The organism is Acidimicrobiales bacterium (genome assembly GCA_036270875.1).
Taxonomy (GTDB): Bacteria; Actinomycetota; Acidimicrobiia; order Acidimicrobiales; family AC-9; genus AC-9.
In genome coordinates, this window is the sequence record DATBBR010000106.1 from 1 (window position 1) to 13225 (window position 13225).

General features: G+C 66.8%; 8 protein-coding genes and 1 tRNA gene. 3 read left to right on the top strand and 6 right to left on the bottom strand.

The genetic code is table 11. The features are described 5' to 3' along the window. Positions 1–121: 121 nt before the first annotated feature. The 3 genes from VH112_11520 to VH112_11530 all read right to left on the bottom strand — a co-directional run bounded on the left by VH112_11520 (position 122) and on the right by VH112_11530 (position 1973). Positions 122–487 (bottom strand): hypothetical protein, encoded by a 366-nt coding sequence (locus VH112_11520; protein HEX4540863.1) that lies wholly within the window; start codon positions 485–487, stop codon positions 122–124. A 69-nt stretch (positions 488–556) separates the two neighbouring features. Continuing rightward, the gene (locus tag VH112_11525; protein ID HEX4540864.1) at positions 557–1147 is read right to left on the bottom strand and encodes an adenylate kinase; all 591 of its coding nucleotides are present in this window, start codon (positions 1145–1147) and stop codon (positions 557–559) included. A 7-nt stretch (positions 1148–1154) separates the two neighbouring features. After that, on the bottom strand, positions 1155–1973 hold the full coding sequence (locus VH112_11530) for a PrsW family intramembrane metalloprotease (protein ID HEX4540865.1): 819 nt from the start codon (positions 1971–1973) through the stop codon (positions 1155–1157). A gap of 132 nt (positions 1974–2105) precedes the next feature. Between VH112_11530 and VH112_11535 the strand changes: the two genes are divergently transcribed. Continuing rightward, a complete protein-coding gene (locus tag VH112_11535; protein HEX4540866.1) occupies positions 2106–3794 on the top strand; it encodes an FAD-dependent oxidoreductase in 1689 nt (562 codons plus the stop codon). A gap of 25 nt (positions 3795–3819) precedes the next feature. On the opposite strand, the gene VH112_11540 is transcribed toward VH112_11535, so the two are convergent. Beyond that, entirely contained in the window at positions 3820–4776 is a 957-nt protein-coding gene (locus tag VH112_11540) for a hypothetical protein (protein HEX4540867.1), read from the bottom strand. A 473-nt stretch (positions 4777–5249) separates the two neighbouring features. Here VH112_11540 and VH112_11545 point away from each other — a divergent pair, with 473 nt between their 5' ends. Beyond that, complete coding sequence (locus VH112_11545; GenBank protein ID HEX4540868.1) at positions 5250–6764, top strand: hypothetical protein; 1515 nt, start codon at positions 5250–5252, stop codon at positions 6762–6764. Positions 6765–6837: 73 nt separating this feature from the next. Here the strand turns inward: VH112_11545 and VH112_11550 are convergent, their stop codons facing one another. After that, positions 6838–7881 carry an Ig-like domain-containing protein gene (locus VH112_11550; protein ID HEX4540869.1) on the bottom strand — a complete coding sequence of 348 codons (1044 nt, stop codon included), beginning with the start codon at positions 7879–7881 and terminating at the stop codon, positions 6838–6840. Positions 7882–9541: 1660 nt separating this feature from the next. Between VH112_11550 and VH112_11555 the strand changes: the two genes are divergently transcribed. After that, a complete protein-coding gene (locus VH112_11555) occupies positions 9542–13090 on the top strand; it encodes a cellulase family glycosylhydrolase (protein ID HEX4540870.1) in 3549 nt (1182 codons plus the stop codon). A 57-nt stretch (positions 13091–13147) separates the two neighbouring features. Here VH112_11555 and VH112_11560 read toward each other — a convergent pair. Then, a tRNA-Cys gene (locus VH112_11560) sits at positions 13148–13219 on the bottom strand. Between the last annotated feature and the right edge of the window lie 6 nt (positions 13220–13225).

Here is a 13225-nt window from a genome sequence, read left to right on the forward strand (position 1 = left end):
GACGCCCAAACTGCAGATGTAATCTATCCCGCATGGCATTTCTTGACAAGTCAACACTAAGGATTTCTGTGGCCAGCCTGAGGAACCTCCCGGTGGCGCCGTTCCCCGACCGGCTCGCGATCTAGGCGCCTCCACGCCCGCCATCCCCGCCGGGCGCACGCGACGAACCACCTGCCGGGCGCACCTGGTCCACCAGCTCCGACACATCTTCAGCGCTCGCCGCCGGAACCACGAGGGTGAAACGCAGGCGGGTCTGCTCGGAGACGGTGATGGCACTCGCACCGCGACGGATGGCGAGAAGCACCGACGACGAAGGCCATTCCAGATCGGCGATGTGACGACCGACGGGAGACGCCCCCTGTCCGAGCTCCAGATCGACCACCCGGTAGCCCTGGAGACGAGCCAACTCGGGCTCGATACCGGAGACGTGCTGGAGCAGCCCTGGCTTCGGAACGACTTGGGTCGGCTCTTGCTCGGCCTGGTTCACGCTTGCACCACGGCCGTGGGCACAGGTTGCATGGCATCCGAGACCGTCCTACATGAGGCCGGCCATCGATCAGCTGGTGGGTGGCGTGAGGTGACGATCGGCCAAGGCGAGCTCTGCTCGCTCCGTCACCTCGACAACGGGTCCTTCGCCATCGACCTCAACGAGGAGCCCGCGGCCCCGGTAGAAATCCAACAACGGGGCGGTCTCGTTCCGGTACCTCTCCAGGCGGTGAAGAACTGTGTCCTCCCTATCGTCATCACGACTGGACTCGCGGCCCCGCGCTAGCAGTCGCCGCATGACCTCAGCGTCAGAGACGATCAGATGGATAACTGCGGAGAAGGTGATTCTGTTTTCGGTGGCGAGACTATAGGCGACAGTCGCCTCGTTCAGAGTCCGCGGAAAACCGTCGAGCACGAATGCCCGAAGGAGAGATGGCTCACAGATGCGCTGCCGCACCACTGCCAGCGCAAGCTCATCGGGAACGAGATCACCCTTCTCGATAAACGGTCGGGCCGCTGTCCCGATGGGAGTCGAGCGGTGCACGTGCTCTCGCAGGAGCTCGCCAGTCGAGATGTGGGGAACCTTGAAGTGATCTGACAGCCGACGCCCCTGAGTTGTCTTTCCGCCTCCAGGCGGAGCGAGCATGAGAAGCCGGATCATCGAACGGTCATCGCGGCTGCCTGGTGGAGAGGGCTGTGCGTCGCGGATCCCCGCGATCCAGGACGTTCTCGCCATGCGCAGCCCTGTGAGTGATCCAGGCCAGGAGACCAATGCTCACCCCGGCAATGACGGCATAGCCCGCCAGGTTCGTCAGCCCATCCCACAAGGCGTGCAGCAGGGCCACGGTCACGAAGATGGCGACGAAGCGGCGCACGCTGCGTGACGACCAGCCTGTGGCGGCTGCAGACCAGAGGGCTGCGGCTGTGATACCCGTCCAGGCCATGTGACTGGCGGGGCTGAGCAGACCGCGGAGAACCAGCAGATTCGCCACAGCCGACACGTCTCCGTGAGTACGTATGAGTGCCACGAAGGCGTATCCCATCGTCTCGAGTGCCGCGAATCCGGCCCCCGACGCCACTCCGACGGCGATCCCGTCGGCGGGTCGTCGATAACGAAACAGCAGGAGCACTCCCAATGGCACGATCAGCTTGGCGGCCTCCTCGATGACTCCGACGGCCAGCAAAGGGAGGACTCCAAGGTCGCGTAAGGTGCCGAACTCCAGGACGCCTGCGACGATCGTGCCAATCACGCCGCCCAGCACCGCCGTGCTGACGACGATGCCGACCGGCACGTCGTAAGGCAGGCGCCGGCCGTAAACGAACGCCACGAATGCCGCGGGTACCACGACAGCCCCAAGCAGAATGACGGACGGGACGAAGTTCGGGTCGCCTGTGGCGACGAGGGTCTGCTGGTCTGCGACGAAGAGGGCCACACCAATGGTGAGCACCAGGACCCAGGTGTGCCGACCAAGCCGCGTCTCAGCCATAGACATTCGTTACCCCAGATCTCATGACGGAATGCACCAACGCTACTGGGCGTGACCCAGGAAGCGAAACCCGATGACGACCGTCCGGTTGCAACTTCGGACATTCCGAGCTATGGCATCGTTATCGCAACCGTGAGCACGGCTGATCCTGAGGTCCTCGCCGAGACGCCCGATGTCTATGGAGCGTTCCCCAGGTTGAGCGGTCAACAGATCCGCCTGATCGAACGGCATAGTGAACGGCGACGAATTCGCGAAGGCGACGTCCTCTTCCGGGAGGGCGATGAGACCTGCGACTTCTTCGTGATCCTCGAGGGAAAGGTGGCCCTGACGGAGGGCCCCTCTGGCGATGGGCGCATCCTCGGCGTCCACGGTCCGGGCCGCTTCCTGGGCGAGCTGAGCCTGCTCACCGGCCAAGTTGTCTTCCTGACAGCGGTGGCGTGCGAGCCTGGCGAGGTTCTCGTGGTGCCGGTGCGCCGTCTTCGGGAGTTGGTGGCGCAGGACCCCACGATCGGGGACGTGATACTCCGCGCCTTCATTGCGCGTCGCTCGGAGCTGATTGGACTCGGGACCGGGTTCAAGATCGTCGGATCCCGCTATTCGCCCGAGACGAGACGGCTGCGTGAGTTCGCTGCTCGAAATCTCCTGCCCCACAGGTGGATCGACCTCGAGGAAGACGAGCAGGCGGAGGCTCTGCTCCGTGACCTCGGTGTCGCGCCCGAAGAGACTCCCGTCGTCATCTGGCGTGACCAGGTGCTGCACGACCCGAGCACGGCGACTCTCGCGGCCGCGATCGGTCTGCCAATGCACCTCCCCAGTGATGCCGTCTCCGACCTCGTCGTGATCGGAGCGGGCCCGGCGGGACTCACGGCGGCCGTCTACGCCGCATCGGAAGGTCTCACGACTCTGGTGCTCGACTCGATCGCCACGGGCGGACAGGCGGGCACCTCCCCCCGGATTGAGAACTACCTGGGCTTCCCTTCAGGCATACCGGGTGCGGAGCTTGCCGAGAGAGCGACGATCCAGGCCGAGAAGTTCGGGGCCAGAATCAGCGTACCGGCGGAGGCGGCCAGCCTCGAGCGAAGGGGCGCCGACTACCTCGTCCGCCTCAAGGAAGGCCAGGAGATCCTCGCTCGCGCCGTCGTCGTCGCCACCGGGGCGCGCTATCGCAAGCTGGACGTGCCTGGTCTGGCCGAGCTGGAAGGGACCAGCGTCTACTACTCGGCCACGGAGCTGGAAGCGCGGCGGTGCCGAGGCAATCCGGTGGCCGTAGTGGGAGGCGGCAACTCAGCGGGCCAGGCGACCCTCTTCCTGGCCAGGCATTCGCAGCCCGTCCACCTGTTGGTCCGCGGGGGCGACCTCGCCAAGGACATGTCCCGGTACCTCGCCGACCGCCTCGAACGGACCCCGGGCGTGGAGATCCTCCTTCACTCCGAGGTGCGGGAGGTCATCGGACACGCGCTCCTCGAGGCGCTCACCGTCGTCGACAACAGAACAGGAGGGTCCCGCAAGCTCGAGGCATCTGCTCTCTTCGTGTTCATCGGCGCGGAGCCCAACTCCAATTGGCTCAGTGAAGCTCTGGCTCTCGACGATCACGGCTTCGTCCTCACGGGAGGCGCTGCCGCTCAGGCAGCTGGCTATACGGAGCCAGGCGCCCCTTATGGCTGGCCATCGCTACTCGAGACCAGCTTGCCTGGGGTCTTCGCCGTGGGTGACGTCCGAAGTGGCTCAGTGAAACGGGTAGCTGCGGGCGTCGGGGACGCTTCCATGGCTGTGCTCTTCGTCCATAGGTTCCTGGAAGGTCTCGGGAGTTTGGCTGTATAGACCTCCGGGCGTTGGCCGCACATCGCTAGTCCGTTGGAGCCGGGAATCTCCGTCTTCTCGAAAGAAGCCAGACCGCAGGAGCGCTAGCCAGCGTGGGCAACCACACATTGAAACAGCGATAGACAAAGCTGCCTGGAAGCCCGAAGGCCAGTGGGATCCCCACCCAGTGCAGGGCGAAGGGTAGGAACGCCTCAGTGAAACCCGCTCCGGCGAGCGGCAGCGTGCGGCGGGTAAGGGCGTAGCCGGTGGCGAAACCGAGGATGGCGGCGGGGATCGATGCGGTCCAGCCAAACACGCGAAGCCCCGCCCACAGCGAGGCGATCTCCCCGAACCAGTAGATCGCCATCCCGACGAATCCCGCCCAGTGCGCGGGCCGGCGGGCCATGTCCCACACCAAGGCCACCGATGAGAGGGAGGCGGCAACTTGAGCCCAGCGGCGGCCACGGGCTGCGAGTTGGTTGCGCCGGCTCAGCAGCACCAGAACTATCACGGAGCCAACGGGAACTCCGATCATCCAGGAGTACGTGACCGACGCGTCAGCCCTCGCACTGCTGAGAACCAATACAAGGGCTGAGGCCCAGGCGGCTGGGGCCAACAGGGCGTACTCGAGGGCGCCAAGCCCGAGCACCCTCTGGTGGGCCTCGCGGCTGACAGTCGACCGACGAAGGATCCCGTAGTCGAAGGCGAACCCGCCTTTGGTCAGGTAGGCGCCGAACCCCATGGCCGTGCGCGCTGCCGCCCACACGGGGTGCACCTCCGGGCCGCCCCGGACTCGAAGCACCTCTCGGTAGGAGGCCGCGTAGCCGACCACGGCGACGAGCTGGGCGACCAGGACCACAGCCAGCCAAGCGGGGCGAAGATGGGCCAGGACGGCCCAAACGGACTGGAACCCTGCGACGGCGGCGACCCCCGCGCCAGCACCCACCGTCAGAAAGGTGGCTGCCGTCAGTGCCGCACCGGCTTGCCGCCGGTTCAATGGCACCGGAGACGAGGCTTCGGATGGCACAGCGGAATCCGATCAGTGCCGCAAAACGAAGCTTCAGGCTCCCTTTTATCCAGCTGCCCGCCGTCTCTTACGTCCAGCCTCGCGCTTCTGGGCCGTCGTGCCACCCTGCGACGGCTTGTCTCGTCGGGTGCCGGAGCCGGAGGCCTGTCCCCCCCGCTTCGACGAGCCCGGCGAGTTGGCGATCTTCGCCGCCCGCTCCTTGGACATCCCCTTCTTTCTGAGGCCTTCGTATTGCTTTTCGTTCTTGATATTTGGGCTTGGCACCTGGCCTCCTCCAAAAGGTAGTCCAATTGTTTGATCGATATTTTCCCCGATATGGCGGCGTCTACTCGGGCTAGCCACCGCCGGATTGCGAGTCCTGGTCGAATTCTCTGCTCGGCGGCCCGTGGCTCGACCCTTACGAGGGCCGCCCGAGCAGGACCGAGACCAGGGAGGGCGAAATGGAATGTATGCGGCATCTCCGCCGAGCCCGCCTGTGGGCGGTCGCCGTGGTCAGTGGCGTTCTCTGTCTCGGCAGTCCCGCCGCCGTGGCGAGCAGCGCTCCAAGCATCCCGGTCGCTCCCGCGAGCGGACTGCCGGTCTCCCCGCCTGTCACGCCCCCCACGACCTCGCCGGCTCGCTCCATCGGCACGGTGGACCCGGCCACCCCCGTGCTTCACTTCGGGGCGTCCCTCCCGGCCTCGGCGCCCGTCGTCAACAACCCGGACCCCGTCGTGTGCAGCACCGGGTGCTGGGAGTACACGTTCTCCGTCCCCCGCGGTTCGGCCTCGCCGGTCCTCACCGCCGTCAAGAGCACGACGACGGGTCCAGGTGGGACCTTCAACGCCGACCAGGGCTTCGACCTCTACGTCTACGGCCCTGACGGCAGGCTGGCAGCGGCCGCCAACGGGATCGGCGCCAACGGACAGAGCGCCGAGGTGGCCCGACCAGCTCCCGGCACCTACACGGTGGTGGTCACCTACACCTACGCCTACGACAGCGGGTCGGGGTTCGTGGGCGAGGTGCGGCTCATGAGCGGGCGCTCCTGGACACCGCCGGCGGCCACGTGCGGGCTCACCGTGTCCGGCGTCACCGGCTGCTTCGAGCTGCCGCAGCTGCGGGCTCAGCCCGCGTTCAGCTTCACCGCCTCGGGTATCCCACCGGCGCCGTCGTCACCACTCGGCTTCCCCTTCCCGGTGAACGTGCCCCTTCCGACCTCGTGCTACGCCGACGAGACGATTGGACTCGACAACCTCCAGGCCACTCGGCTCAACGACCCCAGCCTCCGATGCCTGAGGTTCACGACCGACATCCAGAACGTCGGTGCGGGGTCCCTGACGGCGCAGATACCGGCGGCCGGGACGGAACCCAACGGCCAGGTCGGGGTGGGGTACGTCCCGGGAGACTGCAACGCCACCCAGCTCGTGTCGCGACCTAACGGCTCGACCGTCGCCCGGCCGGCCGGACCCTGCGAGTTCCACGTCGAGCACGGTCATTTCCACTACAACGATCTCCTGCTCTACGCCCTGTACCAAGCTGGCCCGGGCACGGCCGTCGGGCCACCGGTGGGCAAGTCGCAGAAGGAGTCCTTCTGCCTGACAGATGACGACTACTTCGGCTTCGGGAGCGCGACGACGAACGGCCCTCGGGCCAACGTCGGCCAGCCCGACTGCAACCTGCCGCGGGAGGCGAGCGCGCCCCAGGCCGGACAGCCCGGTTCTGGCACGTTCGTCACCGAAGGCATCACGCCGGGCTGGGGTGACGTGTACAGCTGGGACACGCCTGATCAGTACATCGACGTGACGCACGTACCCAGTGGCACCTACGACGTGGTGGAGGAGACGAACCCCACGGGCGCCATGCTCGTGGCGGGTCCGGCACAGACCTGCTCCCTCACCCAGATCGAGCTCACCGCCGGTTCGCAGTCCGACACGGTCAAAGTTCTCGGAAGCGCGGCCTCCATTCCCTGCCCCGCCACCAGCTGAGCCAGTCTTCACACCCTTGGCGGCGTCAGTGCTGCCGACCCCCACAGGCGTTACGGTAGAAATCCTTGGCACATCACACTGGCTGAGCGCCTCCTGCGACCCACTGGGACCAGGGCGTGTTCCAGTCCGCGGTGCCATGGTCACCCGGCTCGGGAGCCCTCGGTGAGTTGACGATGGTCACGACGTCGCCCGGTTGGCTGAAGTCGTAGAACCACGCGGCATCACTCGGGGCGAGATTCACACAGCCATGGGACCCGTTGCTGTTCCCCTGGGCGCCAACCGACCAGGGGGCTGAGTGCACGAACTCCCCTCCATCGCTGATGTTGACGTCCTGGAACACGTGCTCGTAGTAACCGTCGGGTGAATTGCGCGGGATTCCGACCGACTGCGAGTCCATGACCACATCCGGCTCCTTTCCCAGTACGAGGTGCACGCCGCCCATCGTCGGGTACTTGTCCCTCCCGGCGCTGTCCTTGAACGTCTTCACGACCTTGCCACTGTCCATCACTGTCATGGTGTGGTTTGCGATGTCCACGGTGCTGATGTGGGAGCCACCGACGGTGAAGCTCACTGAGCGACTGCCCACGCCCCAGATACCGTTGCCGGCGTCCACGCCGCCCAGGTTGGAGAGGACGGTGGCCTGCTCACCCGTCGGCCAGTAGCTCTGCGGCCGGTAGTGGACCTCCTTGGCGCTCAACCAATGCCACGCTCCGACCACCGGAATCGATGCTTGAACACCGAGCGCCCGCTGCACGGCGGCCTTGTTCCCCACAGGGTGGTTGAACTTGACCACGATGGGACTGCCTACGCCCACCTTGCCCTGGGAGGGCTCGATGTCGTCAGTGAGGGTGCCCAGGGGGTGAAGTGTTGTGAACGATGTTTCGCGGTGTTGGGTACGTCCCGAGGGGTCGACCACGGTCGCGACCAGCGTGTAGGTCGTGTCAGGTGCGAGCGGACTGCCAATGGAGGACCACGAGCGGCCATCAGGGCTGGAGGTGCCGTGGAGGAGGCGGCCCGCTGCGTCAGTGACCTGAACAGTGCTAAGTCGACCGTTCGCCGTAGTGAGAGAGACCGGTGTGTCGGGGGCGACGCCGGTCGCTGCGTCGGGGGGGCTCATCTCTACCTGCAGCGGCGTCGAAGATGGATTGACCAACCTGGCCAGGGGACGGCCGAACACATGGAGTCCAACGACGAGGAGCCCAGCGGCGAGCGCCGCGCCGCAAACAACGACCGCCGCCTTTACAAGGGGAGGCCGCTTCGCGGTCTCGGAAGAGATCGGACCAAGCCCGTCCACAACGACCCTCTCGACCAGCTTGTGATCCGATCGTTAATTCGCCGTGGTCGCCGGGATCACCTCCGCGTAGGGCGCTCCTAGGCCCGCCCGCGCACAGCTGCCTGAACGCCGAGCTGCGGCGCTCACTCTGGCCTCTGCCACAGGTGTCTGTCGACAAGGCCGCGGTCCCGACGTTCCGCGAGTACCGGTGCGGGGATACAGACGATCAGTACGGGGGTAAAAAGCAGATTGGGGTGGGGTCCTGTGGTTTCTCCCCCCTAGTCACGATGCCCTGGACCCGGCTCCTCCACGCGACCGCGACAGCTCGACGGGTGAGAGGCCGGCGAGCTTGCCGCAGGAGCGGCGATCCCCACGAAGACCGATCAAGGCTTGCAAGCGTCAGCCAACTGTTTCCCAGCCCTCGGAATGGATGCTGCTGACCCGTTCGCCGTCGCCTGCAGGGCACCGACTAGACCCTTCAGGTTTTCGTTGACTGCGGGGGACACTCCCGGCTGGTGAGCTAGGGATTGGGTCTTAAGCAGAGCAGCCTGTGCCGCTTGGATGGTGCCTGGTATGTCGCCATCCTGGAGTGGTTGGCGAACGCTCTCGAGCGCCTGACGGGCCTGGGTGCAGACTCGTGACTGCGACGCGCTGACGGGGTGCGTACCTCCGTGGGCGGCCAGCACGGCGACAGCAATGCCGAGACCGACGACCACACCCACCACCGCGACGACCACAATCATGGGGATTCGGCGACGGGCCCACCAGCACCATGGGAAACCCTTTCCGGGCATGCCTGCTTCTTACCCCGACCCTGGAGCTGCTAGGGACCTAGGGCCCGCGCGATTCGGGCAAAACGGCCCACAGGCAGGATGCCAACAACCGTTCGTCGAAACGAAGAACCAACAAGGCGTGCCTGCGAGGGGGAGCCCCGGTCGGGGCGAGGGGCAGCGTGTGCGCCGTGGCTGCGTGCCGGCCTCCAACGTTGGCGGATGGCGAGACACCGGGAACGATGAGTCACTTGAGACAGAGGCGACGTCAATTCCAAGGGGCCTCAGGACGCTGGGCGATCGAGGCGTTACGACGCCGTAGCCGACCTGGCCCACTCCTTGCCGGGGTAGCAAGCCTGGCGATCGCAGCAGTCGGCGTGAGCTGGGGGACGGGGTTCTCAGCGCTCTCCGTCAGCGGCCAGTCGATTGCCCTCGTTCTTCCACCGGTCAACCCACCTTCTCTGCCGATCCCGCCGTTACCGCCAGCCCCTCCCGCCACATTGCCCGGCACGGCACCAACGACGCCACCGTCGGGCCCGCAACCGCCTCCGCCGCCCCCACCCTCGAGCCAGGCTGGGTCGGGACCGGGAGGGCCGCCGCCGCCACCGTCGGGACGACCGCACGGTGGTCTGGCGCCCACTGCAGCTGCCCCTCCTGGCTCTCTTCCTTCGGGGCCGGCTCCGGCGGGAGTGGGCGAGGCAGCGCCGCCCGAGCTTGGACCTGCCGTCCCGGCCGTGAAGGGAACAGTCCCCGTCGGCAAAGGCATGTGGATATGGCGGCCGCCGCAACAGCCGGCGCCCTCGGATGCCGCCATCCGCACGCCGACGGATTTCTCCAAGGCGCTCCTGGCCGCCCTCGGCGATCCGATCAGCGGCGGCAACATCCAGGCCATCGACGCCTGGCAGGAGGCCGAGGGCGGCTTCGTCCACCTGAATCCGCTCAACACCACCCTGGCAACGGCCGGAGCGACGACGTGGAACTCGGTGGGTGTGCGTTCGTACCCCGACTGGAAGACGGCCATCAGGGCCACGGCCCAGACGCTCAAGAACGGGCAGTATCAGGGGGTGCTGGCCGCCCTCAAGGCCGGCAACGATCCAGTGGCGGTCGCTCGCGCCGAGGCGGCCTCACCGTGGGGCACCGGGGACTTCTCGAAGTTCATCGGCCAGAAGTACTTGCCCCCCGTCAATGGAAGCGACGTCTCTGCCATCGACGCCATGGTGGCCAAGGCCCAGGCTGCTGACCTGACCTACGTCGTGGTGCTCCTCGGATCGAGCGACGGGAACTTCAACCAGCAGAGCTTCCTCGATGCCTTCCTGCCGACGGCCCATGCAGCCAACATCCGCGTCTATGGCACCGACGTGCCCACTCTGACCAACACCCAGGCCGACGTCACCCGGGCGGTGTCCGAGATCACCTACACGACGCCGGACCAGGACCGCATCGACGGATTGGTCGCCGACCTGCAGCCCGGACCTGGGAACAATCTGAATCCGGCGCCCGCTCAGGCTTACGGCAGCAGTCTGAGGACAGCGGTCGGCGCCGACTTCCCCCTGGTCGCCGCCGTTCCGGCTCCTTCCGGTCCGCTCGCTCCCACCCCGGTTGCTCCTCCCCCGGCGCCGTCCGGGCCTGTGCCACCCATCCCGGCACCCCAGCCGGCGCCACCAACGGGCTATCCCTACGTGCAGGCGGTTTCGTCCTTTGACGGCGTGGCGGTGATGGATCCCGCCACCGGTCCCGGTCATCAAGATCTCGGCGCAGCGATGAACTCCCTGGCCCCGCTGGGCAAGCCACTGATGGCGGTGGACGAGACGCCCCCCCAGGCACCAAGCACGGTGCAGGGCTCGCCACCACCGACGAATGCTCTCCGCACGATCTTTACGGCGCCTCTCACCCTCCAGGCACCCCGCGCCCAACCCCCGGCGACGGCCACGCCTCTGGCCCCCTTGGTCTCCCCATCGCCGTCGCCTCCTGGTTCGCCGGCTCCCGACCCGCTGCGGGACCAGGTGCTCGGATTCATGAACGCAGCGGATGCCACAAAGGCGACCGCTGTCTCCTTCTGGAGCTGGGAGTCGGCAAGTCAGTCGGTCTTCGACGCGCTGCAGGCCTCTCCGCACTTCAGCCTTCCGTCCGCTCCTGCGCCCATGTCTGCCAACCAGATCATGGATTGGCAGAGCCTGCTGACCGGCCTTGGGTTTGCCGCTCCCCCTTCCGGGCAGTGGGACGGCCCTACGACGGCAGCCATCACGGCTTACCAGCAGGCCGCGGCCAAGCCAGTCACCGGGACGATCGACGACACAACCCGTACGACCATGCTCACGCCCTTCCCGCCCCCCATTCCTGCCGACCTGTTGTCAAGCTCGCTCGCTGCCCCGGCGGGCGTGCCGGGTCCGGGCGGGGCCGGGCTGCCGTTGCCCGTGCAGTACCTGCGTGGCGGCAGCGTCGACCAAGGGGTGGACTTCTCCGCTCCCGGTGGCACACCCCTGTACGCAATGGGATCGGGCACGATCATCCAAGAGGGCATCGGCGGTTTCGGGCCCGACGCCCCGTGCTACGGATCGACTCCGGCCCACTTGCCGGCAAGACCGTCTACTACGGACACTCAGGTCGCGATTTGGTGCCGGTGGGGGCTCATGTGGTGCAGGGCCAGCAGATCTCCATCGTTGGCTACGGCATCGTCGGCATCTCCACCGGTCCCCATCTCGAGGTGGGCTTCTGGCCGACCGGACCCAATGGCGCAGGCCGGCCCATGCTCGACTACATCAACTCTCTCGTCGGCCATCCCACCGGCAAATAGGGCGGGTCTCGTTGGGGGTACAATCGGCACCGTGAAGCGGGTGCTGGGAGCCTGCGTCGTGGTCGCCGCACTGTCTGTCGTGTCGTTCGCAGCGCCGGTTGCCGGCGGCGCGAACACGTCGCAGAGTGCGCAGCTGCACCACGACGGCCGATGGCTGATCGACCCCCAGGGTCGGGTTGTTTTTATGCACGGTGTGAACGCCGTGTGGAAGCTGGCGCCATACGTGGCTCCCGCCACCCCGGCCGGCTTCACCGCGGCCGACGCCGACTTTTTGGCGGCCCGCGGGTTCAACGCCGTGCGGCTCGGCGTGCTGTTCGCCGGCGTGATGCCCCGACAGGACCAGGTGGACCATTCCTACCTGGACGCAGTCGACCGCATCGTCCAGCTCCTGGCCGCCCGCCACATCTGGGTACTGCTCGACTTTCATCAGGACCTCTACAACGAGATGTTCCAGGGCGAAGGCTTCCCGGCCTGGGCAGTCGACGACAACGGTCTGCCCAACGACGCCCGCTACGGCTTTCCCGGCAACTACTTCCTCAGCCAGGGCCTCAACCGCACCTACGACAACCTGTGGGCCGATACCGATGGCCTGTGGGCCCGCTACCGGGCGGCGTGGAAGGCCGTGGCCGACAAGTGGGCGGAGCAGCCCTACCTGCTGGGCTACGACCTGTTCAACGAGCCGTGGCCGGGCACCGGGTGGCAGGCCTGCTTCTCGCTGGCGACGGGCTGCCCCGGGTTCGACCACACACTCCGCAGCTTCGAGGACAACGCCGTGGCAGGAATCCGGGAAGTCGATCCCAGCCATCTCGTCTTCTTGGAAGGCAACGTCATCTCCAACTCAGGACCGCCGAGCCATCTGGGTGACACCCCAGTGACCGATCCCCGGGTCGGCTTCTCCTGGCACGACTACTGCGGCAGCGGCACTGTGCTGGGTACCAACAACGGGCCCGACTGCTCGACCGAAGAGCAGTATGCCTTCGACAACGCCGAGGCCACCGACCGCCAGCTCGGGGCCGGCTTCCTCATGAGCGAATTCGGCTCGAGCGATGACATCGGCGACCTCACCCGCATGACGTCTCTGGCCGACCAGCACCTCGTGGGGTGGACCTACTGGGCCTACAAGGCCTGGCAGGATCCCACAGGCTCCCCCGCCCACGAGGGCCTCTTCACCAATGACGCCGACCTGTCGAGCCTCAAGCAGGCCAAAGCGGACGTACTCATTCGGCCCTATCCCCAGGCCGTCGCGGGTGTGCCGACATCATTGAGCTTCGACCCGACGACCCACGTGCTCACGTTCTCCTATCTTCCCCAGCACCTCTCCCGGCCCGCCCGCGGCCCGACCGAGATCTTCGTCCCGGCCCAGCACTATCCCACCGGATACCGGGTGAGCGTCAGCGGCGGGCACGTGGTATCGGCGCCCAATGCGCCGATACTCCAGCTGATGGCCGACCGGGCCGCCAGCCGGGTGGACGTCACCGTCACGCGGTAGATCACCGCACGACCGCCGACGAGGCCGCTCATCGCCACCTTGAAATCCCTTCTACCGAGGCGGCGCCGGGAATCGAACCCGGGTACAGGGCTTTGCAGGCCCTTGCCTAAACCACTCGGCCACGCCGCCGGTCGC

What these genes read in the sequence shown, in the direction of transcription:
- VH112_11530 (HEX4540865.1), bottom strand. Translation starts at nt 1,973, where the DNA reads ATGGCTGAGACGCGGCTTGGTCGGCACACCTGGGTCCTGGTGCTCACC.
- VH112_11525 (HEX4540864.1), bottom strand. Translation starts at nt 1,147, where the DNA reads ATGATCCGGCTTCTCATGCTCGCTCCGCCTGGAGGCGGAAAGACAACT.
- VH112_11550 (HEX4540869.1), bottom strand. Translation starts at nt 7,881, where the DNA reads ATGAGCCCCCCCGACGCAGCGACCGGCGTCGCCCCCGACACACCGGTC.
- VH112_11545 (HEX4540868.1), top strand. Translation starts at nt 5,250, where the DNA reads ATGCGGCATCTCCGCCGAGCCCGCCTGTGGGCGGTCGCCGTGGTCAGT.